This is a genomic window from Paraburkholderia sp. RL18-101-BIB-B (genome assembly GCF_046026985.1).
Taxonomy (GTDB): domain Bacteria; phylum Pseudomonadota; class Gammaproteobacteria; order Burkholderiales; family Burkholderiaceae; genus Paraburkholderia.
The window spans coordinates 37435-63834 of the sequence record NZ_JARESV010000007.1; the positions used below are offsets into that span (position 1 = coordinate 37435).

Sequence of the window (26400 nt, forward strand, 5' to 3'; positions counted from 1 at the left end):
TTTCATGATATAAAGCCGTGCGCACAACCCATTTCGAACGGCATAAGCCCGGACGCTCAACCAGCGGCCGGGGCGGACAGACCGCAGCGAGGACAGCATCGCATCAGATGAAAAAAGGTTTTTACACCATCATGGCCGCGCAGTTTTTTTCGTCGCTGGCCGACAATGCGCTTCTGATCGCTGCTATCGCACTGCTGAAAGATCTTCACGCCCCGAACTGGATGACGCCGCTGCTCAAGCTGTTCTTTGTGCTGTCATACGTCGTTCTCGCCGCCTTCGTGGGCGCCTTCGCCGACTCCCGTCCGAAAGGACGCGTGATGTTTATCACCAATACCATCAAGGTCGTCGGTTGCATCACGATGCTGGTCGGCGCGCATCCGCTGCTCGCGTATGGGATCGTCGGCTTTGGCGCGGCGGCCTACTCGCCGGCGAAGTACGGCATTCTCACCGAACTGCTGCCACCTGACCGGCTGGTCGCCGCGAACGGCTGGATCGAAGGCACGACCGTCGGCTCGATCATTCTCGGCACCGTGCTCGGCGGTGCGCTCATCAGCCCGCACATTGCGGCGCCGATCCTGCGGCACCACATTCCCTCGGTCAACACGCCCGCCGAGGCGGCGATGCTGGTCATCATGGCGATCTATATCATCGCCGCGCTGTTCAATCTGCGCATTCCCGACACCGGCGCGCGCTATCCGAAACAGGAACGCGGCCCGATCAAACTCGTTACCGATTTCGCCGACTGTTTCCTCGTGCTATGGCGCGACAAGCTCGGCCAGATTTCGCTCGCCGTCACCACGCTGTTCTGGGGCGCCGGCGCGACGCTGCAATTCATCGTGCTGAAATGGGCCGAGGTGTCGCTCAACATGTCGCTCTCCGAAGCAGCCATCCTGCAGGCGGTGGTGGCCGTGGGCGTGGCGGCCGGCGCGATCTTCGCGGCGTCCCGCGTACCGTTGAAAAAGTCGCTGTCGGTGTTGCCGGTCGGCATCATGATGGGCATCGCCGTGATGCTGATGGCGTTCTACACGCGCGACCTGTTCCCTGCCCATTGGGGTCTCTATTTCGGCCGCGTGCATGTGCCGGGCTATCTGATCGTCGCGTATGTGTTTCTGATGATCGTCGGCGGCCTGTCGGGCTTTTTCGTCGTGCCGATGAACGCGCTGCTCCAGCATCGCGGGCACGTGCTGCTGTCGGCGGGTCACTCGATCGCCGTGCAGAACTTCAACGAAAACCTCTCGGTGCTCGTGATGCTGTGCCTCTACGCGGTGCTAGTGTGGCTCGACGTGCCGGTCACGGCGGTGATCGTGCTGTTCGGCACCTTCGTCTGCGTGATGATGTGGTTCGTGATGCGGCGCCACCAGGCCAACCAGCGCGCGTTCGATTCGGTCGCGCTGATCGGCGAAGTCAAGCACTGATCCGCGCTGGCTGTCCGCACGCGTCGCGGCCCGCGCCTTCCTCCTTCCTCGCTTTGCCATGACTCAACCGATTCCCAATGTGCTGACGATCGCCGGTTCCGATTCCGGCGGCGGCGCCGGCATTCAGGCCGATCTGAAGGCTTTCTCGGCGCTCGGCGCGTACGGCGCGAGCGTGATCACCGCGCTGACCGCGCAGAACACGCGCGGCGTCACCGCGATTCACGCGCCGGACCCCGGCTTCGTTACCGCGCAACTCGACGCGGTGTTCGACGACATCCGCATCGACGCCGTGAAGATCGGCATGCTGGCGAACGCGCCGATCGCGCGCGCGGTCGCCGACGCGCTGCGCCGGCATAAGCCGAAGCACATCGTGCTCGACACGGTGATGATTTCGAAAAGCAACCACGCGTTGCTGCTGCCGGACGCGGTCGCGGCGGTGCGCGACGAATTGCTGCCGCTTGCCGATCTGCTAACGCCCAATCTGCCGGAAGCGGCCGCATTGCTCGGCGTGCAAGCCGCGACCGATGAAGCCGGCATGGTCGAGCAAGGCGAAGCGCTGCGTGCGCTCGGTGCACGCGCGGTGCTGATGAAGGGTGGCCATTTGAGCGCTACCGATAGTCCGGACTGGCTGGTGCAGGAGAGCGGCACGCTGCGTCTCGGCGGCCCGCGTGTACCGGTGAAGAATACGCATGGGACGGGCTGTACGCTGTCGTCGGCGATTGCGGCGCTGATTCCGCAGCGTGGCGATCTGGCGAGCGCCGTCGCCGACGCGAAGGAGTATCTGACCGGCGCGCTGCAAGCGAGCGATCGACTCGACGTCGGCAGCGGCGTCGGGCCGGTGCATCATTTTTATCGGTGGTGGTGAGAAGCGGCTGGGTGTTGTGGTGCTCTGGCTGCGTTCGCCCGGTCTAGGGGCTTGGCTGATGGTTGCGCGGCGCTTGTGCGTTGTAGCGGACCTGCGGCGTTGCCCAGTTCTACGGCACTCTTAACGATGGCAGTGAGGCGCTCGCGCGTGGTTGTGGACCTGCGGCGTTGCCCGGTTCTAGGGCACTTTTAACGACAGCGGTGAGGTGCTCGCGCGTTGTAGCGGACCCACCGCGTTGCACGGTCCTACTGCGTGCTTTGATCGACGTTGGAGACGGGTCTTGTGCGTCGTAGCCGACTGGCTGCGCTGCTCGGGTCTGCGCCTCAGTCTTTCTGGCGCCTCTTTTTTTTCCGCTTCTTTCCCGTTCACCCGCTGCTACTGCCGCGCATAGCTTTGCGCCAGCTCGGGCCACTCGTCCGGCACGATAAAGCCACGCGAACGTTCTATTAGATTGCCTGCGCTGTCCTCAGCGAACGCGGCGACCATCGCCGGTCCGTGCTGATGCAACGTTTGTCCGCCGAGCGTTTGCGCATCGACGAAAGCAACGCCTGCGGTCTGCACCTCAAGACGCGTATGACGCCGCGGCGCAAGCCATTCCAGCCGCGGCAATGTTCGCCACTTTTGCGCCTGCGCCGCCGCGAACGCCTGCCAATCACCGCGCGTCACCCACCACCCGCGGCCATGCGCCGGATCGACTTCAACAGGATCGAGCAGCGTCTCGCCATGCCGGTAAAACAGCCAGCCTTTGATGAACATCTGCGGCGTCCACGGACCCGCGTAGCCGACCGAGGCGAACTCCTCACGCGCGCTCAACGGCAACTGGTGATTCAGCACATGCGCGAGCTTGAGGTCGAAGCGGTCTTTCAGATTCGGGCCGACGTAATCGGATAACCGAGCGGACGACTGAGCATGCCCTCCGCCAGCATGCAGATAGCACTTCACGGCCAGCTCCCAATGCAGCCGCGCACCCTGCCGCGTCTGCACCAGAAAATCGCATTCGCCAAGCGTGACACCAGCGCGCCGCAAGGGCACGCCGGCAGCCACCAGCCGCGCCGCCGGTCCATGTTGCAGGAACCAGCCGAGCAGCCGTTCGGCGTACCGGCCGAGACGCGTGATGCGCGTCGCCGCAAGCTCGCGATGCAAAGGTTCGGGCGCGGCGTCGAGCGCGCGCAGCCAGTCGATGGTCGCCTGCGCTTCCTGCGGCGCGTCGAAGGGATTCGCCAGCGCGCCCACCGGTGGTTGCGGGCGCAACAGATCGGCGCTCAGCAACAACCACGTGAGATCGCGCACGGCGGAGTCGCGCAAGGTGTCGAGCAGCGTATCGCGGCTTACGGCATCGATTCCGGGCACGGCAGCGGAACCGGCCGCCGGCCCCTCGGCGGCCGTCACTTCGACGCGTTCGATGGCGCGCCGCCCGCCGCCTGCCACGTGTCGCGCGCAAGGCACAGGTCGGCCCAGGCTTTGGCCTTGTCGGGCAGGCTGCGCAGCAGATACGCCGGGTGATACGTGACGATCACGGGCACGCCCTCGTATTCGTGCACGCGGCCGCGCAGCGACGAAATGCTCGCCTCGGTTTTCAGGAGACTTTGCGCCGCGAAGCGGCCAAGCGCGACGATCAGCTTCGGCTTGACCAGCGCCACCTGACGTTGCAGATACGGCTCGCAACGTGCGACTTCGTCCGCCTCGGGATTACGGTTGCCGGGCGGCCGGCACTTGATCACGTTCGCGATATAGACGTTCGTGTCGCGCGCGAGCGTCAGCGAACGCAGCATGTTGTCGAGCAGCTTGCCGGCCTGGCCGACGAACGGCTCGCCAAGACGGTCCTCGTTCTCACCTGGCGCTTCGCCGATCAGCATCCAGTCGGCGCCGCGATCGCCGACGCCGAACACCGTGTTCGTGCGTTTCTCGCACAGACGGCAAAGCCGGCAGGCGGCGACGCGCTCGCTCAACGCGTCCCAGTCTAGCGTGTGGATTGCCGGCGCTGCAGGGGCTTCGTCGCGTGCGTCGGCGGGAGCTTGGGTCGGCAGGTCGTCGAACCAAGCGAAATCGTCATCGGGTGACGCGTCGAATGTCGGCGGCTCGGAGCTGCGGGGTTGCTGGGCTTGCGTTGACTGCGATGGTTGCGACTGGCGTGTCTCGACCGGCGCTTGCGTCCGTCCTTGCGTTGGATCTTGTGCAGGCCGTCCATGACGTTCAGCTTGCTCGCCGTTCTGCATGGAACGCGGCGACTCGCCTGCGCGCGTCTCAGCCGTCGGCTGGCGATCATCGAACCGATCGCGCGCCCCTTCCGCAGGCGATGCCTGCTCCGGACGGCCAGGCGTGCGGCGTTCGCCTTGCGCTGGCGCGGCATTGGCTTGTTGAACGTCTGCCGCCCGCGCCGCGGGCTGCGAGGTTTGCTGTGCGCGAGCAACGGGTGGCAATCCCGGCGCCGCGCCGCGCGTCTCTGCTCGACGCGCATCCGGCCCAGCCAGCGCACCGGCGCTCTGCCCAACCACGCCTGCGGCCTCGGCTGCGGCTTGCGCTTGCGGCTCAACCACCTCCTGCGCCACCGCCATCCCGCGACGCACCCACAGCGGCGCGAGTCCGAACTCTTCCAGTACCGATTCATGCAGCGCCATCTGCGCCCTCCGTGGCAAACGAGAAACGCATCACGATGGCGTCCTCCCGGCTGCGATGCCGCGCCGGATAATAGTTTTTGCGCCGGCCGATCGAAGCAAAGCCGAAGCGCTCATACAAGTGGATCGCCCGATAATTCGACGGCCGCACTTCCAGCAGCAGGCCGTCGAGTTTTTCAGCGCGGGTAATGCGCACCGCTTCGCGCAGCAGCGCGAGCCCGGCGCCGGCGCCTTGCGCCGCGGGCGTCACGCACAGATTGAGCAAATGCATTTCGTCGACGACCGGCATCAGCACGCAATAGCCGATCAGCTTGCCCGTGACATGGCGCAGACAAACGCCGAAGTAGCCGTTGCGCAGCGAGTCGCCGAAATTGCCCCGGCTCCATGGAAACTCATAAGCGATTTTTTCGATGGCGGCGACTTCGTCCAGGTCGCCTTCGGTCATCGGCGACATGTAGCGGTCCGCGAGCAACACGCCACTCATTGCCGGCCCTCGCCTTGCGCTGCGTCGTGCGCGAGTCTGGCGGCCTGCTCGGCCTTGGCGGCTTTTTCAGCTTTGTCTGCAACCCGCTCAGCGGTGGTCTGGGCGACCTTGTCGCGCACATATTCCGGCGCGGCCTGGTCGGCGGGCACCGTGCGGCCAGCGCGCAATGCGCGCAGCGCGGCGTGGGCGAGCGGCACGGCGTGAGGCAGCGCTTCGCGGTCGACGGTCTTCGCCGCGGCTAGCGCCGGCAGCCGCGCGCCAAACACCGCGGCGGCATTGCCTGCCAGCGTGAAAGGGACATCGGGCAAAACGAGCCGGTCCGGTGCATCGAGCGACGCCGCCTGCAGCGTGCGCCATTCACCTTGCGCGTCGTCCCAGGCGTAGTCGGCCCAGTAGATTTCGTCCATGCGGGCGTCGAGCGCGGCGAGCACGCGTGTCACCGACGGATCGCGCAGCCGGGCGCTCTCGGCACAGGCGAGCAACGTGCTGACCGGCACGACTGGCAGATTCAGGCCGAACGCGAGGCCTTGAGCGACGCCGGTCGCGGTACGCAGGCCGGTGAACGAGCCCGGACCGGAACCGAAGGCGATGGCGTCGCAGTCCGCCAGTTTCAGGCCGGCTTCGTCGAAAAGTTCGCGGATGGCGGGCAGAAGGCGCGTGCTGGACACCGCGCCGGTTTGCTCGTGGCGCACCCAGAGACGCGGTTCGGCGCAAGCCTCTTCAGGCGTGGCGCCGACCGCACTGCCGGGAGCGGACAGAAGCGCCACCGAGCAGAATTCGGTCGAGGTATCGAGGGCGAGGAGCACAGTTTGAGTCATGGACCGTATTGTAATCGGCACGGCGCACGCAAATGTGGTTTGGCATGCGCGCGGCATGCTTCGGCGTTGCGACCGTCTGCCGGCCGATGTTTGGAATAAGCCCTCGGCCCCGCGGCGGTACGCAATTGTTATGATCGTCAGCCGATCTCAATCCCGATCCCGCCCGGCGGGCAACATGACAATGACCGACATCGACACCCAGTTCACCCAAGCCCACGAAGACGTCCAGCAGTTGCCGGAGCGTCCGGGCAATCTCACCCTGCTGCGCCTGTATGCCCTCTACAAGCAGGCCACCCGCGGCGACGTTCACGGCGACAAGCCGGGCTTCACCGACATCGTCGGCAAATACAAGTACGACGCGTGGGCGGCGCTCAAGGGCACGGCGCAGGACGCCGCGAAGCAGCAATACGTCGAACTGGTCGAAGCGCTCAAGAGCGGCGAGGCGGCCTGAAGCAGCCGCGAAGCGACCATTGGCGGCCCGCCCGACAACCGGACCGCCCGCCAGACCAGCACCCGGCACAAACTTTTCCACCAGGAAAACTCCTAACAGTGGCGCAGTGCAGCAAAACCCTATACAATGCTGCCTGCGCTTCACTGCTTTGCCCGGCTTTCCTCTAGCGGCCTTTGCGGCGCAGCGCCTCGTAGCGTTTAGCTCCAATCCAGTTTAGAACCTGTCCCCTCCTGCCTAGCCCCCTACGGGCGATCATGTCCCAGGCTGGCGGCACGCCGTGTTGGCATGTCGCATCCGATACAGCTTCTAACGAAAAGCTCGCCTTCATTGTCGCGAGCTGCCCCCGTTTTTCGATTTGCTCGCTGCTTCTTTGCTCGCTGAATCCGACGACTTGGGTATGCCGATTGGCGCCGACGTTTTAATTCCGTGTGTACCAAGGATTTACCAAGGATTCTCATGACTTCGAGCAATACCCCCAGCAGCCCGTTGAACGCCATCGCCGACCAAGCCCTCGGTCTCGCCGACGCACCCGCACAAGCCGCAGCCGTTGCTGCCGCTCCGGAAGCCGTCGCCGCTGAAGCCGCAGCACCGGCCGGCCCGTCGTTCGCGTCGCTCGGTCTGTCCGCGGATGTCGTCTCCGCGCTGACCGCCGCTGGCTATCAGAACCCCACGCCGGTTCAGCAACGCGCCATCCCCGCCGGTATCGCCGGCCGCGACCTGATGGTCTCGAGCCCGACTGGTTCGGGCAAGACCGCCGCGTTCATGCTGCCCGCCATCGAGCGTTTCTCGCAACTGCAGAAGGCGCAAGCCAGCCAGCCGCGTGAACCGCGTCCGGCCGACGGCGCCCGCACGCGCCGTCCGCAACCGGTTGCCCGTCCGACCATGCTGGTTCTGACGCCGACCCGCGAACTCGCGATGCAGGTCACCACCGCCGCTGCCACGTACGGCAAGCACCTGAAGCGCCTGCGCACCGTCAGCATTCTGGGCGGCGTCGCTTACGGCCAGCAATTGATGCTGCTCGCGAAGAACCCGGAAATCCTGGTTGCCACGCCGGGCCGTCTGATCGACCACCTGGAACGCGGCCGTATCGATCTGTCGCAACTGCAGATCCTCGTGCTCGACGAAGCTGACCGCATGCTCGACATGGGCTTCATCGAAGACATCGAAACGATCGTTGCCGCTACGCCGGCTTCGCGTCAAACCATGCTGTTCTCGGCCACGCTCGACGGCAAGATCAGCTCGCTGACCGGCCGCCTGTTGAAGGATCCGGAACGCATCGAGATCGTTCAGCGTCTGGAACAGCGCACCAACATCGCGCAAACCGTCCATTACGTCGACGACCGCGATCACAAGGATCGTCTGCTCGACCATTTGCTGCGCGACGAAGGCCTCGACCAGGCTATCGTCTTCACGGCAACCAAGATGGACGCCGACCAGCTGGCCGGCCGTCTGGCCGACGCCGGTTTCGAATCGGCCGCCCTGCACGGCGACCTGCCGCAAGGCGCGCGTAACCGCACGATCCGCGCACTGCGCGAGCGCCGCGTGCGCGTGCTGGTGGCAACGGACGTCGCCGCTCGCGGTATCGACATCCCGGGCATCACGCACGTGTTCAACTACGACCTGCCGAAGTTCGCTGAAGACTACGTGCACCGTATCGGCCGTACCGGCCGCGCTGGCCGCTCGGGTATCGCGGTGAGCCTCGTGCATCACGCGGAACAAGGCGCGCTGAAGCGCATCGAGCGCTTCGTGCGCACCCCGCTGCCGGTCAATGTCGTCGAAGGCTTCGAGCCGCGCAAGTCGGCTCCGTCGGGTAACGGCCGTCCTGGCTTTGGCGGCCGCGGCCGTCCGGGCGGTGGCAACGGCGGTGGCCGTCGCTTTGGTAGCGGTTCGGGCAAGCCGGCCGGTAACGGCGGCGGTTCACGCAGCGGCAGCGGCAATGGCGGCGGCTGGGCCGGCAAATCGGCTGGCGGCGGCTCGCGTGAAGGCGGCTTCGGTGGCGGTTCGCGTGAAGGCTACGGTGGCTCGCGCGATGGCGGCTACGGCGCACGCCGCAGCGACGGCCCGCGTACGGCGCGTCGCGGCAGCTAAGTACTGAACCGGGTGCATTCTGCTTCAGGGCTTCGGCCCGTTGCAGCGCCCAGGCGGTACTGCGCAGTCAGCTTGAAAACAGACCCGGATGGCCTCGCGCCGTTCGTCAGTCGAAAGAAACCGGTGCTCAGGCACCGGTTTTTTTTCGTCCGTACTGCGGCGCGCCCCAAATTTCACGATGTGGAAAATTTTTTTGCGTCGTAAAAAATCGTGCTGCAAGGCACAAGACGGCCTATTGCAAGATGGAAAAAGTCGTTTCTTAATGCGAAACGTGCGACGTAATTCATTGATTTTAAACACAAACAAATATTCCAAAAAGGCTCCCCGGCGACTATTGCGCGACCATTGATTTGCCTAGACTCTTATATAAGACTTCACGAAACGAAACGCCCCAACCGGCCAACCGTTTCGACGAAGAAAAGAGTCACCCATCCATACAGGCAACCAAGGAGCACACCATGTCCCGTCAAGAACAAGCCAAGCAACTCCAACAGCAATGGGAAACCGATCCGCGCTGGAAAGGCGTGAAGCGCAGCTACACGGCGGAAGACGTGATCCGCCTGCGCGGCTCGGTGCAAGTCGAGCACACGCTCGCCAAGCGCGGTGCGGAAAAACTGTGGGAAAGCGTGAACAACGAGCCGTTCGTCAACTCGCTCGGCGCGCTGACCGGCAATCAGGCCATGCAACAGGTCAAGGCCGGCCTGAAGGCGATCTATCTGTCGGGCTGGCAAGTGGCGGGCGACGCGAACGTCGCCGGCGAAATGTACCCGGACCAGTCGCTGTATCCGGCGAACTCGGTGCCGCTCGTCGTGAAGCGCATCAACAACACGCTGACGCGCGCTGACCAGATCCAGTGGTCGGAAGGCAAGAATCCGGGCGACGAAGGCTACGTGGACTACTTCCAGCCAATCGTGGCGGACGCGGAAGCCGGCTTCGGCGGCGTGCTGAACGCATTCGAACTGATGAAGGCGATGATCGAAGCGGGCGCTGCCGGCGTGCACTTCGAAGATCAGCTCGCGTCGGTGAAAAAGTGCGGCCACATGGGCGGCAAGGTGCTGGTGCCGACCCGTGAAAACATCGCCAAACTGACGGCCGCGCGTCTGGCCGCCGACGTCTCCGGCACGCCGACCGTGCTGCTGGCGCGAACCGATGCGGAAGCCGCCGACCTGATCACGTCGGATATCGACGAAAACGACAAGCCGTTCCTGACTGGCGAGCGCACCGTGGAAGGTTTCTACCGCACGAAGCCGGGTCTCGAGCAAGCGATCTCGCGTGGCCTCGCCTACGCGCCGTATGCCGACATGATCTGGTGCGAAACCGGCAAGCCGGACCTCGAGTTCGCGAAGAAATTCGCCGACGCGATCCACAAGGAGTACCCGGATCAACTGCTGTCGTACAACTGCTCGCCGTCGTTCAACTGGAAGAAGAACCTCGACGACGCGACGATCGCCAAGTTCCAGCGCGAACTCGGCGCGATGGGCTACAAGTTCCAGTTCATCACGCTGGCCGGCTTCCACGCACTGAACTACTCGATGTTCAACCTCGCGCACGGCTATGCCCGCAACCAGATGACCGCCTTCGTCGAAATGCAGCAGGCTGAATTTGCCGCGGCCGAAAAGGGCTTCACCGCGGTCAAGCACCAGCGCGAAGTCGGCACCGGCTACTTCGACGCTGTGACGCAAACGGTCGAACGCGATGCATCGACGACCGCGCTGCATGGCTCGACGGAAGACGAACAGTTCTTCGACAAAAAGGTCGCGTAATCCACCCCGTGGTCTGATCGCAGGGACAAGGCAGACAGACGAAAAGCGGCTCCGTCAGAGAGCCGCCGTCACAGGGAGGAGCTCGGTCGTCGGCGCGCGAGTCGAACAGCGCCGGCGGCCGGAATCTCGCAGTGGAACTTGGGAGAGATCGCAGCAGCAGTGGAGAAAAAGCCAGCACAACGCATTGTGCGGCGAACACAGCGCGCGCCGGCCTCACCGCCGGCGCGTTTTTTTGTGGCCCGGGATTCGACGATTCAGCGATACACGATCACCGGAATCTTCGTATGCGTGAGCACCCGCTGCGTTTCGCTGCCGATCAGCAGGCTTCCCAGACCGCGGCGGCCATGCGAGGCCATGAAGATCACGTCGCAGCCGCCCTGCTCCGCCGCTTCGATGATGCCGAGATACGGCGCCGGGTGCACGCTGGTCCGGCTGTCGACCGTGACGCCAACACGACGCCCCGCCATCTCCACCTCGCGCAGATGCACGCGCGCTTCACGTTCGCTGCGTTGCAGGAATTCGGAGGGCGGTTCGACCACCACGTCGGAGAACGGCGAGTATGGATATTGCGGCAGGCACGCGTAGGCGGTCACGTGTGCATTGACGGCTTGCGCGAGATCGATGGCGCCGTCGATTGCCTTGCGAGACAGATCTGAACCGTCGGTCGGAACCAGGATGTGTCTGAACATGATGTCCTCCGTCGCCGGCTGCGCGCAGCGCGGCCTCAGCGTCCAACGAGGCTCGGCTGACAAGCCGCTTCAATCGATTGTAGGTCGCGGAATTGAGCGTATGAATCTGTTGAGGGTCTGTCCGCATATGGGAAACCCCTTGTTCGCGGCGGCGGCGCAACCGCCGGGCAAGGCCGCGCGGCGCCCGCCGTCAGCTCCCGCCGTTTTAGCCCCAGTAGTCAGGGTGCCCATACGTATGCTTGAGAAAGTCCAGAAACAATCGCACCCGCAACGGCAAATGGCGGCGCTGCGGAAACACCGCATGAATGCCGATGGGCGGCGCGGCGAATTCATCGAGCACGCTGACGAGCCGCCCAGCCGCGATGTCCGTGCCGACTTCCCACCACGAGCGCCACGCGAGACCGTAGCCCTCGAGACACCATTCGTGCAGCACGGCGCCGTCCGAGCATTCCATCGTGCCGGACACCTTGATCGAGACGACCTTGTCGCCCTGCTGGAACATCCAGCCGCGTTGCTGATTGGCGCTCGCGCCGAGCGCGAGACAGTTGTGATGTGCCAGATCGGCGAGGCTGTGCGGCGCGCCGCGCCGGCTCAGATACGACGGCGAGGCCACGCACACACGGCGGTTCTCGCCGAGCTTGAGCGACACCAGCGACGAATCCGGCAACTCGCCGAGACGCACCGCGCAATCGAAACCCTCGTTGACCAGGTCGACGAGTCGGTCGGACAGGTCGAGCGTGATCGACACGTCCGGATGCGCGACCGTGAACGCCGGCACCAGCGGCGCGACGTGACGCCGTCCGAAGCCCGCCGGCGCGGACAGCCGCAAATGGCCGCTCGCCTTGACGCCGCCCGCCGAGACGCTCGCTTCGGCGTTCTGCATCTCGTGAATGATGCGCTGGCAGTCTTCGAGAAAGGCCGAGCCTTCGAAGGTCAGCGTGATCCTACGCGTGGTGCGCACCAGCAATTTGACGCCGAGGCGCTCTTCCAGCGCGTCGATGCGGCGGCCGATGATGGCCGGCGCGACGCCTTCGGCCGAAGCCGCGGCAGACAGGCTGCCTTTGGCCGCGACGGTCACGAAAGTCTCGATCTGCTTGAAACGGTCCATGAGCGATGGGAACCGCACTTGGGCGGGAAAGTGGTCGGTGCGCGCCAGATTAGGTGGATGAAAGTAAAAGATCAAGTGATGTTTAGCCTCTTTTTTAGCATATAGCATCACTAATACAATTCGTCCTGACCTCTGATAGGAGTGCACGGCAATGTCGGCCACAACGACACTCTTCCCAAAAGCAGTGATTTTCGACGCCTACGGCACGCTTTTCGACGTGCATTCGGTGATCGCTGCCGCGGAGCAGATGTTCCCCGGCCACGGCGATGCGCTCTCGCAGTTGTGGCGGCAAAAACAGATCGAATACACGCAGTTGCGCACGCTCGCCGATCCGGCAGACGCACCCGGTGCGCACTACCGGCCGTTCTGGGACATCACACTCGACGCCTTGCGTTTCGCCGCGAAAAAACTTCAGCTCACGCTGGGTCGCACGGCCGAAAAGCGTCTGATGGACGAATACGCGTGCCTGTCCGCGTTCCCCGATGCCGTGCCCGCGCTGCGCCATTTGCGCGACGTAACGCCGAATTCAGCAGCGTCTGCGGGCGGCGAATCCGCCGCGCGTCCGCTTCTCGCGATTCTCTCTAACGGCAATCCGCAAATGCTCGACATCGCCGTGAAGAGCGCCGGCATGACGCGCCTGTTCGACCACGTTTTATCTGTCGACGCCGTGCGCGCCTACAAGCCCTCGCCCGCCGCTTACGCGCTCGGCACGCAAGCCTTCGACGCGCTGCCGCGCGAGATCGTCTTCGTGTCGTCGAACGGTTGGGACGTGGCGGGCGCGACGTGGTTCGGCTTCGCCACTTTCTGGCTCAACCGGCAAAACGCCCCAGCCGAAGAACTGGGCGTCACGCCGCATGGCGCGGGCGGAGGCATGTCCGATCTGCTCGCTTTTCTGAAGACCCGCGCGTCGCCCGGCCGCAGCAGCGGCACCGGCGGCAGCCGCGCGCGCCACAGCCCTGGCGCATGACGGCTACCACTGGATAACGCGACGCACATCGACCGCAATTCAACCGCATCTCAACATTTGCATCTTTGCAATCCGACCGACCAAGGAGAAAACATGGCGAACCCGCAGTCATCGCATTCATCATTGCAACTGCCGCAGGGCATGGAAATCACGGCTGAAATCAAGTCGGGCTATGACGCGATTCTCACGCGCGAAGCGCTCGAACTCGTCGCCGCGCTGCATCGCACGTTCGAGCCGCGCCGTCAGCAGTTGTTGCAAGCGCGTGTGGAACGCACGAAGCGCCTCGACGCCGGCGAACGTCCCGATTTCCTCGCCGAAACGAAAAGCGTGCGTGAAGGCGACTGGAAAATCGCGCCGTTGCCGCAGGACCTGCAATGCCGCCGCGTGGAGATCACCGGTCCGGTCGAACGCAAGATGATCATCAACGCGCTGAATTCGGGCGCGGATTCGTACATGACCGACTTCGAAGATTCGAATGCGCCGAGCTGGGACAACCAGATCACCGGCCATATCAATCTGAAGGACGCGGTGCGCCGCACGATTTCGCTGGAACAGAACGGCAAGTCGTACACGCTGAACGACAAGGTCGCCACGTTGATCGTGCGTCCGCGCGGCTGGCATCTGGACGAGAAGCACGTGAAGGTGGACGGCAAGCGCGTGTCGGGCGGCATCTTCGACTTCGCGCTCTTCATGGTGCACAACGCGAAGGAACTGATCGCGCGCGGCTCGGGCCCATACTTCTATCTGCCGAAGATGGAGAGCCATCTCGAAGCGCGTCTGTGGAACGACATCTTCGTCGCCGCGCAGGAAGCGGTCGGCGTGCCGCGCGGCACGATTCGCGCGACGGTGTTGATCGAAACAATCGTCGCCGCCTTTGAAATGGACGAGATCCTGTACGAGTTGCGTGAACACAGCTCGGGTCTGAACGCCGGGCGTTGGGACTACATCTTCTCGGCGATCAAGAAGTTCAAGGCCGACCGCGACTTCTGCCTGGCCGACCGCTCGCAGATCACGATGACGTCGCCGTTCATGCGCGCCTACGCGCTGCTATTGCTGCAGACCTGTCATCGCCGCAATGCGCCGGCGATCGGCGGCATGAGCGCGCTGATCCCGATCAAGAACGATCCGGCCGCGAACGAAAAGGCGATGGGCGGCGTGCGCTCGGACAAGGCGCGCGATGCCGGCGACGGCTACGACGGCGGCTGGGTCGCGCATCCGGGCCTCGTGCCGATCGCAATGGAAGAGTTCGTCAAGGTGCTCGGCGACAAGCCGAACCAGATCGGCAAGCAGCGCGACGACCTGCTCGTCACGGCCACCGACCTGACGGACTTCCGTCCGGAAGCGCCGATCACCGAAGGCGGTCTGCGCAACAACATCAACGTCGGCATTCACTACCTGGGCGCGTGGCTCGCGGGCAATGGCTGCGTGCCGATTCACAACCTGATGGAAGACGCCGCCACCGCGGAAATCTCCCGCTCGCAGGTGTGGCAATGGATTCGCTCGCCGAAGGGCAAGCTCGAAGACGGCCGCAAGGTGACGGCCGAGCTGGTGCGCGAGTTGTCGGTGCAGGAACTCGACAAGGTGAAGCAAGCCGTGGGCGGCGATACCAAGCCGTATGAGCGCGCGGCGCAGATCTTCGAAGAGATGTCGACGTCGGAGCAGTTCACCGACTTCCTCACGCTGCCGCTGTACGAGGAAATCTGAGGCCAACGTCAGGCCTCATGGATGCGTCGGGGGCATTCATTCAGATGCGCTCCGATGCGTTGATAACGGACGACGCAGTAGCAAGCCTGCTTTAGCGTGTCACCTCTAGCGCGAAAGCGGCTTGAGTCGCAAGGCTGACCGACCGGACGGCCCGACAGGCGTATGCTTGCCGGGCCTTTTTTTTTGCGCGCGTGAGGTAGCGCGTTTGTTAGCGCGTGCGGCGGTACTCGGTCCAGTCGCCCGATTTGATTTCAGGCAAGCCCTTCACCGCATTCGGCGCAACCGGATAAAAGCGGCAATTCACGACGTCGCCGTCGACTTTCACCATCACTTCGCGCGCGAGGAAACGATCCTCGACGCCCGGATAGACCGCCTCGATTTCGTCGAGCACGGCAACGAGTTCGTCGTCGATCTCGTAGACGTCGCCGACTACGTCGACGCCGCCTTCGTCGATCACGAGGCCCGGATACGAGCCGAAATCGAACAGATGGCCACGGACCGTGGCCGTGCCGAGCCGATTGGGCGCGGCGATCTCGTTGCGCGCCGCGGCTTCGCTGATGTCGTTCACTTCACCGGCGCGCAACGTGCCGTATACAAAGACGGTCTGCATCGTCGTTTGCTCTCCTTGAATGGGGGTTTGGGTGGCTTCTGTTTCTGGCTCTGTTCGAACGTAAGTGCCGGCCGCGGTTCAGTTGAGCGCCGCGCTCGCCACGAGCACGCCGTCGATATCCGCGTAGATCCATTCGCCGGGACGCACCAGCGCGCCGGGCAATTGCACCGCTACGTCGCGCTCGCCGGCGCCGAGCTTCTGGCCGCGCCTTGGACAGGTTGCCAAAGCCGCGACGCCGACGTTGACCTCATTGAGCTCCAGCGTATCGCGCACGCAGCCGTTCAGGACGATGCCCGCCCAGCCGTTCTGTTCCGCGATCTGCGCAAGGTTGCCGCCCACCAGCGCGCAACGCAGGCTGCCGCCGCCGTCGATCACCAGCACGCGGCCCGCGCCCTTCTCCTCGAGCGTGGCCCGCACGAGTGCGTTGTCCTCGAAGACTTTCACTGTCACCGCTTCACCGCTGAAACACTCAGCGCGGCTGAACAGGTGAAAGACCGGCTCGAGCACGCGCAACGTGCCGAGCGCCAGTTGATCCTCGTGCGCGTCGCACAAGTCCGCGGTAGCAAAACTCATGGCGTTCTCCTCGGGTCCGGGCAATCAGGACATTATGCAACGCCCGGTTCCTTGCAACACCTACAATGAGGATCCCGCAGCGGTTTGCCGTAGCGGGTTTTGCCTTGCGGTGCTTTCGGATGACTTTCGAGGTCCGCGCTTGCCGCGGTCCGTTATCGGGATCGATCTTCACCATGACTTCATCCGCCGACTCAAACCCGTCGAGCCTCGTGCGCTTCGCCGATATTCCGCCCGAGTTCCAGCCGAACGAAACGCATCCGATCCGCGTACGCTCGCGGCAGATGCCCTCAGGCTGGCGCATCGCGCGTCACACGCATGCGTGGGCGCAGGTGGCGTATGCGTCGCGCGGCGTGCTGCGGGTCGCGACGACCGGCACGACGTGGATGGTGCCGCCGTCGCGGGCAATCTGGGTGCCGCCGCACGTGACGCACGAAGTGGTCGCCGTCGAAGACGCGTTCCTGCGTACGCTCTACATCACCGAAAGCACGGTGCCGGCCGGACTCGATACGCCGCGCGTGGTCGAAGTCTCGGATCTGCTGCGCGAAGTGATTGCCGCGCTCGACACACCGGGTATCTCGGCTACGCGTGAGCAGTTGCTCGGCGCGCTCGCACTCGACGAACTGACTCGCTCGGAACCGCTGCCGCTCTCCGTGCCGATGCCAAATGAAAAGCGTCTGCGCGCGCTGTGCGAAGCGGTGATCGCGGACCCGACGCATGGCGAGTCGCTCGAACAATGGGCGTCCAGCGTCGGCGCGAGCACGCGCACTATTGCGCGGCTGTTTCGTCAGGAGCTGGGGGTGAGTTTTTCGCAATGGCGCCAGCAGGCGATTCTGGCGCGCGCGATTCCGCTATTGAGCCAGGGACGGCCGCTGTCGCATGTCGCGTTGGAACTGGGCTATCAGAGCCAAAGCGCGTTTTCCGCGATGTTCCGCCGCGCCTTCGGCGAGAGTCCGCGCGCGTTTATCGAGCGTGGCTCTGAACATCGGGTGGGGCATGGGGAGCATGGCGACACAGAGGTGGACGACGAGACCGCGCGAGATCGCGCGGATGCAGAGAGCGATGCCGGACGCTGACTGAGTGCTTGAAATCCCGGGTGCCAAACGTGCGCTTTGACGCAGCGCCTAGCTGGGTGCCTGGTTGCGCGCCGCTAACCCTGCGTGTCGATCCCCTGCGCGTCAACCTGACGCCACAAAGCCGGCGCGCCAAACGTCCGCGCTCAGGCCCCGCGTGTCAAGAACACCGCCGCCTCAAACCCGTCGCGCCAGATGACGGATCGCGCCAAGTTGCGCGAGGCGCGGCCCGGCGAGCTTGTAGCCTTTGCGCTGATAGAGCCGCGCGGCGGGATTGTCGACGAACACGCGCAGTTGCAACTCGCGCAGGCCACGCTCGCGTGCCCATTGATGCGAAACATCGAGCAGATACGTGCCGGCGCCGAGCCGGCGATGGCCTTCCGCAATCTGCACGTCGCGGATATGCAGCGAGTCGCCCTCTTGCGTGATGCGCAACACGCCGATCGGTGTGCCGTCCATTTCGAGAATGAAATTCTCCGACTCGCGCCAGCTACCTAGAAACAGATCACCGCGCCAGACAAGATGGTGGCGACGGTAGTAACCGCCCATGTTGTTGCGAGTCAGCGCCTCGGCGAACTCGAAATCGTCCATGCTGGCTTTGCGCAGATGAAACGGTAACGGAGCTTCGGTGGGATCGAACATGGCGGGACGACATGGAAGAGTCGGGTCAACGGTAAAACAGGCCGCGCGCGCTGGCAATGGCTGTTTTTCCCGAGCATACCCAGGCGCGCTGGACAGCGGAATAAAAAAAGCCCACTTCTTACGAAGTGGGCTTTCTCAAATCTGGCGGAGCGGACGGGACTCGAACCCGCGACCCCCGGCGTGACAGGCCGGTATTCTAACCAACTGAACTACCGCTCCAGATTTTCTGCACCGCGGCTCACGAGACTGGCTCATTTACCGCTGCACCGTTCAACTTCCAACCGAACGACGCCGATGTGCTGGCGTCCCCTAGGGGATTCGAACCCCTGTACTCACCGTGAAAGGGTGATGTCCTAGGCCTCTAGACGAAGGGGACAACGTACTGCTTACACCTTTAATGAAAAAGCCCGTTCAAGTTTGGATGAACGGGCTTTGTCTGGCGGAGTGGACGGGACTCGAACCCGCGACCCCCGGCGTGACAGGCCGGTATTCTAACCGACTGAACTACCACTCCAGTCTTTACACCCTGGCTTGCGAGCGTCGGTTATTTCTCTGCAAGCTGCGCTGCTTTACTGCTACTCGAAGCATGACTTCGAACACTAAAGCGACGCTGATGTTTGGCGTCCCCTAGGGGATTCGAACCCCTGTACTCACCGTGAAAGGGTGATGTCCTAGGCCTCTAGACGAAGGGGACATAATCTTTTCAGATCTGTCTTTATCTTGCTGCTAACTCACGCTAACTTTCGCTTCGTCAGCAGCAAAGACCGATATTCTAGCTACGTTACAACTGTTTGTGAAGTCTTTTTTGCTACAAGTTCCAGACTTCGGAACAACTTCACTCTGCTCTGATGGTGGAGGTAAGCGGGATCGAACCGCTGACCTCTTGCATGCCATGCAAGCGCTCTCCCAGCTGAGCTATACCCCCCTTGAAGAACAGAAACGAGATTTTAGAGGCCAATTTACGCTTTGTAAATACCCTTTGAGCAATTGCATGCGACTTTTTTCACAAGTCGCATGCAAACCCTCTCAAGGCTCGCGCGAACGCGCTCAAGCCAGCGCTTTTTCGATCCGGCCGACGACAACATCACGCCCGAACAGCATCAACACGCTGTCGATCGACGGCGTATGCGTGGTGCCCGCCACCAGCAGACGCACCGGCATCGCCAGTTGCGGCATCTTCAGCTTGTGTGCGCCGAGCGTCGCCTTCAATGCGGCCGCGATTGCTTCCTTGGTCCACTCCACGGTTTTCAGCGCGGCGGCCAGATCGGCGAGCGCCGGACGCACCACGTCGGTCACGTGCTGCGCGAGGGACTCGGCATCCGGCGCCGGCGTGCGATAGAACATCGCAGCGTTCTCGGCGATCTCCTTCACCGTCGATGCGCGGTCCTTCAGCAAGCCCACCACGGCCGCCAGATCGGCGCCCTGGGCAAGCGCGGCCTCGTCGATACCCAGTTCGGCGAAGAACGGCTTGGCCAGCCCGGCGAGGCGCTCGTTATCCGCTTCCTTGATGTAGTGCGCGTTCAGCCAGTTCAGCTTGTCGTGGTCGTATTGCGCCGGCGACTTGCCCAGATGCTCCAGATCGAACCACTCGACGAACTGTTCGCGCGAGAAGATTTCCGCGTCGCCATGCGACCAGCCGAGGCGCGCCAGATAGTTGACCACGGCTTCCGGCAGGAAACCGGCGTCGCGATAACCCATCACGCTCATCGCGCCGTGGCGCTTGCTCATCTTCTCGCCCTGCTCGTTCAGCACGGTCGGCAAGTGCGCGTAGACCGGCGGCTCGCCGCCGAGCGCGCGCAGAATGTTGATCTGCCGCGGCGTGTTGTTGACGTGATCGTCGCCGCGAATCACGTGCGTGATGCGCATGTCCAGATCGTCGACCACCACGCAGAAGTTGTAGGTCGGCGTGCCGTCCGGACGCGCGATCACGAGGTCGTCGAGCTCTTCGTTCGAGATCTCGATACGGCCTTTCACGGCGTCGTCCCATGCCACCACGCCGGTGAGCGGGTTACGGAAGCGCAGCACCGGCTGCACGCCGGCCGGCGGTTCCGGCAGAACCTTGCCCGGCTCCGGACGCCACGTGCCGTCGTAGCGCGGCTTTTCGCCGGCTTCGCGCTGACGCTCGCGCAGCGCGTCGAGTTCTTCCGTCGACATGTAGCACGGGTACACCAGCCCCGCGTCCTGCATCTGCTTGAGCACTTCGCGGTAACGGTCCATGCGCTGCATCTGGTAGAACGGGCCTTCGTCGAAATCGAGCCCGAGCCACGCCATGCCTTCGATAATGGCGTCGACCGATTCGCTGGTGGAACGCTCGACGTCGGTGTCCTCGATCCGCAGCACGAAGGTCCCTTTCATCTTGCGCGCGAACGCCCACGGATAAAGCGCGGAGCGAATGTTGCCGAGGTGGATGAAGCCGGTGGGACTCGGTGCGAAACGGGTACGAACGGAGGTGGTCATTAGCGGTTACTCGGAAGACAGGCGCCGGCGCCTGCGGGCAGACAATCGCCCATGAAGCGCGGCAGCGGAGCGCGCCCATTCGGCAAAACAGCGCCGTGCATGGGCACGAAGGAATTAAATGCGAGAGGCGAATTATACCTTCGAGAAGCGTCTTACCTGCCCTGGTCCGAACGGCCAGGCGCGGCGTGCATACCGCGCCGCATAGCGTCCGAGGGCTTCCTCTGCAACGTTTCATTACCGCGCCGCCGCGCGCGCGAAGCTTTGCTTTATGATGTGCGCGCGCTGCGGCCGGAGATAGATCCACGGCGCATGGTATCGCCGCCGGCGATGCCGTCCGTCTGACTATCCGCCTGATCGCGGCCACCGGCGACGCCGACTGCGTTGCCCGCGCCGTTGCTGGAGAACTCGTTGAAGCCCTCATCGCCTAGCCTCGCCCGCCGCAACTTTTCACTGGCCGCCGCCTCCGCGGTGCTGGCCGCCTGCACCACGACCGGAGGCAAGGCCGATAGCACGCCCGTCGCCACCACGCCCGTTACGGCCACGCCGCCGCTCGACAAACCGCAACGGCCGCTGCGCGTCGCGCTTGCGCTAGGCGGCGGCGCTGCGCGCGGCTTCGCGCACATCGGCGTGATCAAGGGGCTCGAGGCACGCAATATCCAGATCGATCTGGTGGCCGGCACCAGTGCCGGCTCGGTGGTGGGCGCGCTGTACGCGTCGGGCATGAACGGCTTCGCGCTGAACAAGCTCGCCCTGACCATGGACGAAGCGTCGATCAGCGACTGGGCCATGCCGTTTCGCACGCGCGGCTTTCTGCAAGGCGTCGCGCTGCAGAACTACCTGAACACGACGCTCAACAACCGTCCGATCGAGAAAATGGCCAAGCCGCTCGGGGTGGTCGCCACCGACCTCAGAACCGGCCAGCCGATCCTGTTCCAGCGCGGCAACACCGGCATTGCGGTGCGCGCGTCGTGCAGCGTGCCGTCGATTTTCGAGCCCGTGAAGATCGGTGGCCATGAGTATGTGGACGGCGGGCTGGTGAGTCCGGTGCCGGCGTCGTTCGCGCGCAAGATGGGCGCGGATTTCGTGATCGCGGTGGATATCTCGCAGCGCCCGGAAAGCGGCCTGACGGCCAGTTCGTTCGACGTGCTGATGCAGACCTTCACGATCATGGGCCAGACGATCAAGGCTTATGAACTCGACAAGTACGCGGACGTCGTGATCCAGCCGAATCTGGCCGCCATGAGCGGCAGCGATTTCTCGCAGCGCAACGCGGCGATTCTGGCGGGCGAAGAAGCGGTGGCGAAGATGATGCCGGAGTTGCAACGCAAGCTGGCGGCGAGCCGCGCTGCGGCGTAAGCGGACCCGAAGCTGACCTGAAGCTGACCTGAAGCGGTCCTTGGAACGGCCGCATCGGCCGGTCAAACGCAAAAAAGCCTGCTTCGTTCGAAGCAGGCTTTTTTATGCCGCGAACCGCCGGCGCAATCTCTTACTGATTGCCGCCGATGGTCGCATTCACGCGCTTGCGCAAATCCTCGCCGTCCTGATACGACGCCTCGATCCGGCGCGCGCCGGTAAAGCGCTTTTCCCAGTAGCCGTCATCCATGTCGTCGACACGGATCGTGCTGCCCGTGGAGGGCGAGTGCACGAACTTGTTGTCGCCGATATAGATGCCGACGTGCGAGAACGTGCGGCGCATGGTGTTGAAGAACACCAGATCGCCCGGCTTCAGGTCGCTGACGCGAACCTTTTCGCCGACGCGGCTCATTTCCTCGGCGCGGCGCGGCAACGCCATACCGAGCGTGTCCTGGAACACGTAGCGGACGAAGCCGCTGCAATCGAGCCCCGAATCCGGGGTGTTGCCACCCCAACGGTAGCGCACGCCGATCATGTTCAGGGCGCCGACGACCACGTCGCCCGCCTTGCCGGCCATGCCGGAGAGGAACGATTTGGCGCTGCTGTCGCTAGGGGGAGCGACGGCTTGCGAATTGGGAGCGGACAAAGAATTCGACCCGCTGAGGGTCGAATATGAGGCATTCTGATTGAAACTGCTTACTTCGTCGGCGAACGCGCCGGGAGCTGCTGCCATCAAGACGCCAATGAACATCCCGGCGACGACGCGCGTGCAAGCCTGGGTTAGGTTTCTGTGCTGCATTGGTCGGTATTTTTTGCCTAAAAATCAGGGGTCTACGGAAAAAAGTTTGGTCGATACTAGCCAGTAAGTATTCACATGTCAAAACAAATAGAAAAATACAATCGAGACCCGCACCCAATTGGTGAAAAAGCGGTAAATCAATGGTCCAGCGCGGCTTTCAGCAGCTTTCGAGTGTAGGGGTGGGCGGGTGTCGCAAAAATCTCCTCAACCTCGCCGCTTTCGACGATCGAACCGTTTTGCATGACCGCGACACGATGCGCCATTGCCCCGATCACGGCCAGATCGTGACTGATGAAAACGAAGCCAAGGTTGTACTTCTGTTGCAACCCGGCGAGCAGTTTCAGCACCTGCTGTTGAATGGAAACATCGAGCGCGCTGGTCGGTTCGTCGAGGATCAGGATGCGCGGTTCCAGCACCAGCGCGCGCGCAATCGCAATCCGCTGACGCTGCCCGCCGGAGAATTCGTGCGGATAGCGTTGCAGCACCGTGCGATCGAGGCCGACTTCGCGCAACACCGAGATCACCTTCTCCCGCCGCGCTTGCGGCGTCATGGTCGGCCGGTGCAACGCGAGCCCTTCGCCGACAATCCGTTCGATGGTCTGGCGCGGCGAAAGCGAACTGAACGGATCCTGGAAGACAACCTGCATGTTCGAGCGCAAGGCGGTCTGTTCGGCGCCGCGATAACTGCCGAGCGCCCGGCCCTGAAACTCGATCTCGCCGTGCACGGTGCGTTGCAGGCCGAGCAAGGCCATCGCCAGCGTCGATTTGCCCGAACCCGATTCGCCGACGATCCCGAGCGTCTCGCCTTGGCGCACCGACACGTTCGCGTCCGCAACAGCGCGAAACCGTCCCGAGCGAAACCACCCGCTGAAACCCGGCAACTTCGTTTTGAAATCGACCGAAATCCCGCGCGCTTCGAGCAGCACGGGCGAAATCGGCAAAACCGGCACCACCGTGCGTTCCGGGCGACTGGCCAACAGACGTTGCGTGTACGGATGCTGCGGCGACGCGAACACCTGCTCGACCGGCCCGCTCTCCACCAGAACGCCCTTCTCCATCACCGCGATGCGTTGCGCGAAGTGGCGCACCAGATTCAGGTCGTGCGTGATCAGCAACACGGCCATGCCGCGTTTTTCCGCTTCGTCGCGTTGCAACTCCAGCAGCAGTTCGACGATCTGCGCGCGGATCGTCACGTCGAGCGCCGTGGTCGGCTCGTCGGCCAGCAGAAGACGCGGACGGCACGCCAGCGCCATCGCGATCATCGCGCGCTGGCGCTGGCCACCCGACAGCTGATGCGGATAGCTGTTCACGCGCTTGCCCGGCTCGGCGATGCCGGTGCGTCCCAGGAGCGCCACGGCGCGCTTGCGCGCCTCGTTCGCCGTCACGCCGTCATGCACGACGATGGTTTCCGCAATCTGGTCGCCGACCGTGTAGAGCGGATTGAGCGCGGTCATCGGCTCCTGAAAGATCATCGCGATGTCCGAGCCGCGCAAGCCGCGCATCTCGCGCTCGGTTTTGCCGAGCAGGTCTGCGCCGTCGAAACGGATCGACCCGCTCACTTGCGCGTCGCTCAACAGACGCAGGATCGACAGCGCGGTCACGCTCTTGCCCGAACCCGATTCGCCGACCAGCGCCACCCGTTCGCCGCGCTGGATCGCGAGCGTGACGTCGCTCACCGCGACCGTATCGCCGAAACGCACATGCAGATGGTCCAGTTCGAGCAGCGGCTTGGTCGTGGCCGGTGGCGCATTGTTTTGCAAGTTCGCGCTCATTGATTGCCTCCGGCGCGCATTGCATCGGAGATACGGGTGTCGAGTGCATTGCGCAGCGCGTCGCCCATGAAGGTCAGCAGCAACAGCATTGCCACCAGGACGCCGAAGGTGGACAACGAAATCCACCACGCGTCGAGATTCGCCTTGCCTTGCGCGAGCAGTTCGCCGAGGCTGGGCGTCGGCGACGGCACGCCCAAACCGAGAAAGTCGAGGCTCGTCAGCGCGAGAATCGCGCCGCTCATGCGAAACGGCAGGAACGTGATCACCGGCGTGAGACTATTGGGCAGCACATGCCGCCACATGATTTGCCAGTTCGACAGCCCCATCGCGCGCGCCGCGCGCACGTAATCCTGCTGGCGATTGCGCAGGAACTCCGCGCGCACGTAATCGGACAAGCCGATCCAGCCGAACAGCGAGAGCAGCACGATCAGCAGAATGAAGCCCGGCTCGAAGATCGACGAAAAGATGATCAGCAGGTAAAGCTCCGGCATGGCGCTCCAGATTTCGATCAAACGCTGCCCGATGATATCGGTACGTCCTCCGAAATAACCTTGCACGGCGCCCGCCGCGATTCCAAGTATGGTACCGATCAGCGTCAGCACCAGCCCGAATTCCACCGATACGCGGAAGCCGTAGAGCAAACGCGCGAACAGATCGCGGCCGCGGTCGTCGGTGCCGAGCCAGTTCTCGCGCGACGGCGGCGCCGGGTTCGGCGCCTTCGAAAAGTAATTCAGCGTGTCGTAGTAGTAGTGATTCGGCGGATACACGGCGAAATTGCCCGGCGCGTCGAAACGATGCTTGATATACGGATCGAGATAATCGGCCGGCGTCGGGAAATCGCCGCCGAAGGTGGTCTCGGCGTAGGTCTTGAACATCGGGAAATACAGGCTGCCGTCGTAGCGCACCACGAGCGGTTTGTCGTTCGACCACAACGGCCCGGCCAGACTTGCCGCGAATGCCACGACGAACACGATCAGGCTCCAGTAGCCCAGACGCTGCTGGCGAAAACGCTGCCACACACGGCGCGCGGGCGAAGGCGAGACGAACGCGCGCGCCGGTTCGGTGCGCGCCGACGCATCGGCGGAAAGACGGGCTCGATTCATCAGCGCTCCAGTTGTTCGAATTGGATGCGGGGATCGACCCACACGTAGCAAAGATCGGAGATCAGCTTGGTCGCGAGCCCGATCAGCGTGAACAGATACAGCGTGCCGAGCACGACCGGATAATCGCGCCGCACAACCGATTCGTACGACAGCAGCCCGAGGCCGTCGAGCGAAAACAGCGTCTCGATCAGCAGACTGCCGGTAAAGAACGCGCCGATAAACGCGGCCGGAAAACCGACGATCAGCGGCAACAGCGCATTGCGGAACACGTGCTTCCACAGCACGCGCTTTTCGGACAACCCTTTGGCGCGCGCGGTGAGCACGTATTGCTTGCGGATCTCATCGAGAAAAGCGTTTTTCGTCAACATGGTGACAACCGCGAAACTGCCCACGACCGAAGCCGTGATCGGCAACGCGATATGCCACAGATAGTCGAGAATCTTGCCTACGACACTTAGTTGCGCCCAGTTGTCCGAAGTGAGATTGCGCAGCGGGAACAGTTGCAGGAACGTACCGCCGCCGAACAGCACGAGCAGCAACACGCCCAGCACGAAGCCCGGAATCGCGTAGCCGACCAGCACCACGAGGCTCGTCGCGACATCGAAGCGCGAACCGTTGCGTATCGCCTTTGCAATGCCGAGCGGCACCGATATCAGATACGTCAGAAAGAACGTCCATAAGCCGATGCTGATCGATACCGGCAGCTTCGAGACGATCAGCGACCACACGCTTTGATGGCGGAAGTAGCTCTGACCGAGATCGAACGTCGAGAAGCGCTTGAGCATCAGCACGTAGCGTTCGAGCGGCGGTTTGTCGAAGCCGTATAGCGCTTTGAGTTGCGCGATCTGCTGCGCGTCGACGCCGGTATGCGCGCGCAGACCGAACGGCGCGCCGTTCTCGGCGCCTTTGCGCAACTCGTGCTGCATCTGCTCGACCGGGCCACCGGGAACGAACTGGATCACAGCGAAGGTCAGCGTCAGCACGCCGAGCAAAGTCGGGATCATCAGCAGCAGGCGTTTGAGGATGTAGCTCCACATGGCGGCGTTTCCGAATG

23 protein-coding genes and 5 tRNA genes are annotated in these 26400 nt (G+C 63.5%); 9 read left to right on the forward strand and 19 right to left on the reverse strand.

From position 1 onward, the window contains the following. The first annotated feature begins 107 nt into the window (after window positions 1–107). Together lplT and thiD are read left to right on the forward strand one after the other, a co-directional pair. Window positions 108–1415 carry a lysophospholipid transporter LplT gene (lplT, locus tag P0D73_RS13355; RefSeq protein WP_132373908.1) on the forward strand — a complete coding sequence of 436 codons (1308 nt, stop codon included), beginning with the start codon at window positions 108–110 and terminating at the stop codon, window positions 1413–1415. 58 nt (window positions 1416–1473) lie between these two features. Continuing rightward, window positions 1474–2280: a bifunctional hydroxymethylpyrimidine kinase/phosphomethylpyrimidine kinase gene (thiD, locus tag P0D73_RS13360; RefSeq protein ID WP_132373907.1), complete on the forward strand. Its 807-nt coding sequence runs from the start codon at window positions 1474–1476 to the stop codon at window positions 2278–2280. A gap of 375 nt (window positions 2281–2655) precedes the next feature. Here the strand turns inward: thiD and P0D73_RS13365 are convergent, their stop codons facing one another. The 4 genes from P0D73_RS13365 to tsaB are packed head-to-tail and all read right to left on the reverse strand — an operon-like array spanning window position 2656 to window position 6197. Further along, window positions 2656–3669, reverse strand: coding sequence for a DUF1853 family protein (locus P0D73_RS13365; protein ID WP_408431739.1), 1014 nt, complete (start codon window positions 3667–3669; stop codon window positions 2656–2658). Next, a complete protein-coding gene (locus tag P0D73_RS13370) occupies window positions 3666–4898 on the reverse strand; it encodes a uracil-DNA glycosylase (protein ID WP_408175929.1) in 1233 nt (410 codons plus the stop codon). The genes P0D73_RS13365 and P0D73_RS13370 overlap by 4 nt, the downstream gene beginning before the upstream one ends. After that, window positions 4885–5379 carry a ribosomal protein S18-alanine N-acetyltransferase gene (rimI, locus tag P0D73_RS13375; RefSeq protein ID WP_408431625.1) on the reverse strand — a complete coding sequence of 165 codons (495 nt, stop codon included), beginning with the start codon at window positions 5377–5379 and terminating at the stop codon, window positions 4885–4887. Before rimI ends, P0D73_RS13370 begins: the two co-directional genes overlap by 14 nt. Beyond that, window positions 5376–6197, reverse strand: a complete 822-nt coding sequence (gene tsaB / locus P0D73_RS13380) for a tRNA (adenosine(37)-N6)-threonylcarbamoyltransferase complex dimerization subunit type 1 TsaB (protein ID WP_408431627.1) — start codon at window positions 6195–6197, stop codon at window positions 5376–5378. Before tsaB ends, rimI begins: the two co-directional genes overlap by 4 nt. Before the next feature lie 181 nt (window positions 6198–6378). On the opposite strand from tsaB, the gene P0D73_RS13385 reads away from it, so the two are divergent. The 3 genes from P0D73_RS13385 (at window position 6379) to aceA (ending at window position 10499) form a co-directional block, all read left to right on the forward strand. Then, window positions 6379–6648 (forward strand): acyl-CoA-binding protein, encoded by a 270-nt coding sequence (locus P0D73_RS13385; RefSeq protein WP_132376843.1) that lies wholly within the window; start codon window positions 6379–6381, stop codon window positions 6646–6648. Between the two features lie 456 nt (window positions 6649–7104). Next, the gene (locus P0D73_RS13390) at window positions 7105–8736 is read left to right on the forward strand and encodes a DEAD/DEAH box helicase (protein WP_132373902.1); all 1632 of its coding nucleotides are present in this window, start codon (window positions 7105–7107) and stop codon (window positions 8734–8736) included. A 458-nt stretch (window positions 8737–9194) separates the two neighbouring features. Further along, window positions 9195–10499, forward strand: a complete 1305-nt coding sequence (aceA, locus tag P0D73_RS13395; protein WP_132373901.1) for an isocitrate lyase — start codon at window positions 9195–9197, stop codon at window positions 10497–10499. A gap of 254 nt (window positions 10500–10753) precedes the next feature. Here the strand turns inward: aceA and P0D73_RS13400 are convergent, their stop codons facing one another. Both P0D73_RS13400 and P0D73_RS13405 read right to left on the reverse strand, forming a co-directional pair. Next, a complete protein-coding gene (locus P0D73_RS13400; RefSeq protein ID WP_132373900.1) occupies window positions 10754–11188 on the reverse strand; it encodes a universal stress protein in 435 nt (144 codons plus the stop codon). Between the two features lie 205 nt (window positions 11189–11393). Next, window positions 11394–12296: a LysR family transcriptional regulator gene (locus P0D73_RS13405; RefSeq protein ID WP_408431629.1), complete on the reverse strand. Its 903-nt coding sequence runs from the start codon at window positions 12294–12296 to the stop codon at window positions 11394–11396. Between the two features lie 151 nt (window positions 12297–12447). Here P0D73_RS13405 and P0D73_RS13410 point away from each other — a divergent pair, with 151 nt between their 5' ends. Both P0D73_RS13410 and aceB read left to right on the forward strand, forming a co-directional pair. Then, on the forward strand, window positions 12448–13263 hold the full coding sequence (locus P0D73_RS13410) for a haloacid dehalogenase type II (protein WP_408313446.1): 816 nt from the start codon (window positions 12448–12450) through the stop codon (window positions 13261–13263). 93 nt (window positions 13264–13356) lie between these two features. Continuing rightward, entirely contained in the window at window positions 13357–14967 is a 1611-nt protein-coding gene (gene aceB, locus P0D73_RS13415) for a malate synthase A (RefSeq protein ID WP_408431631.1), read from the forward strand. 208 nt (window positions 14968–15175) lie between these two features. Here the strand turns inward: aceB and P0D73_RS13420 are convergent, their stop codons facing one another. Both P0D73_RS13420 and rraA read right to left on the reverse strand, forming a co-directional pair. Continuing rightward, window positions 15176–15577, reverse strand: a complete 402-nt coding sequence (locus tag P0D73_RS13420) for a gamma-glutamylcyclotransferase family protein (protein ID WP_408431633.1) — start codon at window positions 15575–15577, stop codon at window positions 15176–15178. Window positions 15578–15655: 78 nt separating this feature from the next. Further along, window positions 15656–16150: a ribonuclease E activity regulator RraA gene (gene rraA, locus P0D73_RS13425; RefSeq protein WP_408431635.1), complete on the reverse strand. Its 495-nt coding sequence runs from the start codon at window positions 16148–16150 to the stop codon at window positions 15656–15658. Between the two features lie 173 nt (window positions 16151–16323). Between rraA and P0D73_RS13430 the strand changes: the two genes are divergently transcribed. Then, entirely contained in the window at window positions 16324–17223 is a 900-nt protein-coding gene (locus tag P0D73_RS13430) for an AraC family transcriptional regulator (protein ID WP_408431637.1), read from the forward strand. A 174-nt stretch (window positions 17224–17397) separates the two neighbouring features. On the opposite strand, the gene P0D73_RS13435 is transcribed toward P0D73_RS13430, so the two are convergent. The 7 genes from P0D73_RS13435 to gltX all read right to left on the reverse strand — a co-directional run bounded on the left by P0D73_RS13435 (window position 17398) and on the right by gltX (window position 20319). Continuing rightward, entirely contained in the window at window positions 17398–17862 is a 465-nt protein-coding gene (locus P0D73_RS13435; protein WP_012433487.1) for a GNAT family N-acetyltransferase, read from the reverse strand. 142 nt (window positions 17863–18004) lie between these two features. Further along, window positions 18005–18081 (reverse strand) — tRNA-Asp (locus P0D73_RS13440). Between the two features lie 81 nt (window positions 18082–18162). Beyond that, a tRNA-Glu gene (locus P0D73_RS13445) sits at window positions 18163–18238 on the reverse strand. A 61-nt stretch (window positions 18239–18299) separates the two neighbouring features. Next, window positions 18300–18376: transfer RNA gene (locus P0D73_RS13450), tRNA-Asp, on the reverse strand. Between the two features lie 104 nt (window positions 18377–18480). Continuing rightward, window positions 18481–18556: transfer RNA gene (locus P0D73_RS13455), tRNA-Glu, on the reverse strand. 155 nt (window positions 18557–18711) lie between these two features. Next, window positions 18712–18787, reverse strand: a tRNA-Ala gene (locus P0D73_RS13460). 122 nt (window positions 18788–18909) lie between these two features. Then, window positions 18910–20319, reverse strand: a complete 1410-nt coding sequence (gene gltX, locus P0D73_RS13465) for a glutamate--tRNA ligase (protein WP_408175920.1) — start codon at window positions 20317–20319, stop codon at window positions 18910–18912. Between the two features lie 408 nt (window positions 20320–20727). Between gltX and P0D73_RS13470 the strand changes: the two genes are divergently transcribed. After that, the gene (locus tag P0D73_RS13470; protein ID WP_408431639.1) at window positions 20728–21675 is read left to right on the forward strand and encodes a patatin-like phospholipase family protein; all 948 of its coding nucleotides are present in this window, start codon (window positions 20728–20730) and stop codon (window positions 21673–21675) included. Window positions 21676–21805: 130 nt separating this feature from the next. Here P0D73_RS13470 and P0D73_RS13475 read toward each other — a convergent pair whose 3' ends face one another. The 4 genes from P0D73_RS13475 to P0D73_RS13490 all read right to left on the reverse strand — a co-directional run bounded on the left by P0D73_RS13475 (window position 21806) and on the right by P0D73_RS13490 (window position 26383). Further along, window positions 21806–22471 (reverse strand): C40 family peptidase, encoded by a 666-nt coding sequence (locus tag P0D73_RS13475; RefSeq protein WP_408431641.1) that lies wholly within the window; start codon window positions 22469–22471, stop codon window positions 21806–21808. Window positions 22472–22608: 137 nt separating this feature from the next. Continuing rightward, a complete protein-coding gene (locus tag P0D73_RS13480; RefSeq protein ID WP_408313438.1) occupies window positions 22609–24243 on the reverse strand; it encodes an ABC transporter ATP-binding protein in 1635 nt (544 codons plus the stop codon). Next, window positions 24240–25346, reverse strand: a complete 1107-nt coding sequence (locus P0D73_RS13485; protein WP_408251236.1) for an ABC transporter permease — start codon at window positions 25344–25346, stop codon at window positions 24240–24242. The genes P0D73_RS13480 and P0D73_RS13485 overlap by 4 nt, the downstream gene beginning before the upstream one ends. Beyond that, on the reverse strand, window positions 25346–26383 hold the full coding sequence (locus tag P0D73_RS13490) for a microcin C ABC transporter permease YejB (RefSeq protein ID WP_132373889.1): 1038 nt from the start codon (window positions 26381–26383) through the stop codon (window positions 25346–25348). The genes P0D73_RS13485 and P0D73_RS13490 overlap by 1 nt, the downstream gene beginning before the upstream one ends. Between the last annotated feature and the right edge of the window lie 17 nt (window positions 26384–26400).

Coding starts and splice junctions, on each gene's coding strand:
- P0D73_RS13480 (WP_408313438.1), bottom strand. CDS start 24,243: ATGAGCGCGAACTTGCAAAACAATGCGCCACCGGCCACGACCAAGCCG.
- P0D73_RS13430 (WP_408431637.1), top strand. CDS start 16,324: ATGACTTCATCCGCCGACTCAAACCCGTCGAGCCTCGTGCGCTTCGCC.
- P0D73_RS13485 (WP_408251236.1), bottom strand. CDS start 25,346: ATGAATCGAGCCCGTCTTTCCGCCGATGCGTCGGCGCGCACCGAACCG.
- P0D73_RS13385 (WP_132376843.1), top strand. CDS start 6,379: ATGACCGACATCGACACCCAGTTCACCCAAGCCCACGAAGACGTCCAG.
- P0D73_RS13420 (WP_408431633.1), bottom strand. CDS start 15,577: ATGCAGACCGTCTTTGTATACGGCACGTTGCGCGCCGGTGAAGTGAAC.
- thiD (WP_132373907.1), top strand. CDS start 1,474: ATGACTCAACCGATTCCCAATGTGCTGACGATCGCCGGTTCCGATTCC.
- rimI (WP_408431625.1), bottom strand. CDS start 5,379: ATGAGTGGCGTGTTGCTCGCGGACCGCTACATGTCGCCGATGACCGAA.
- rraA (WP_408431635.1), bottom strand. CDS start 16,150: ATGAGTTTTGCTACCGCGGACTTGTGCGACGCGCACGAGGATCAACTG.
- P0D73_RS13370 (WP_408175929.1), bottom strand. CDS start 4,898: ATGGCGCTGCATGAATCGGTACTGGAAGAGTTCGGACTCGCGCCGCTG.
- P0D73_RS13400 (WP_132373900.1), bottom strand. CDS start 11,188: ATGTTCAGACACATCCTGGTTCCGACCGACGGTTCAGATCTGTCTCGC.
- P0D73_RS13410 (WP_408313446.1), top strand. CDS start 12,448: ATGTCGGCCACAACGACACTCTTCCCAAAAGCAGTGATTTTCGACGCC.
- P0D73_RS13405 (WP_408431629.1), bottom strand. CDS start 12,296: ATGGACCGTTTCAAGCAGATCGAGACTTTCGTGACCGTCGCGGCCAAA.
- tsaB (WP_408431627.1), bottom strand. CDS start 6,197: ATGACTCAAACTGTGCTCCTCGCCCTCGATACCTCGACCGAATTCTGC.
- P0D73_RS13435 (WP_012433487.1), bottom strand. CDS start 17,862: ATGTTCGATCCCACCGAAGCTCCGTTACCGTTTCATCTGCGCAAAGCC.
- lplT (WP_132373908.1), top strand. CDS start 108: ATGAAAAAAGGTTTTTACACCATCATGGCCGCGCAGTTTTTTTCGTCG.
- aceA (WP_132373901.1), top strand. CDS start 9,195: ATGTCCCGTCAAGAACAAGCCAAGCAACTCCAACAGCAATGGGAAACC.
- gltX (WP_408175920.1), bottom strand. CDS start 20,319: ATGACCACCTCCGTTCGTACCCGTTTCGCACCGAGTCCCACCGGCTTC.
- P0D73_RS13490 (WP_132373889.1), bottom strand. CDS start 26,383: ATGTGGAGCTACATCCTCAAACGCCTGCTGCTGATGATCCCGACTTTG.
- aceB (WP_408431631.1), top strand. CDS start 13,357: ATGGCGAACCCGCAGTCATCGCATTCATCATTGCAACTGCCGCAGGGC.
- P0D73_RS13475 (WP_408431641.1), bottom strand. CDS start 22,471: ATGCAGCACAGAAACCTAACCCAGGCTTGCACGCGCGTCGTCGCCGGG.
- P0D73_RS13390 (WP_132373902.1), top strand. CDS start 7,105: ATGACTTCGAGCAATACCCCCAGCAGCCCGTTGAACGCCATCGCCGAC.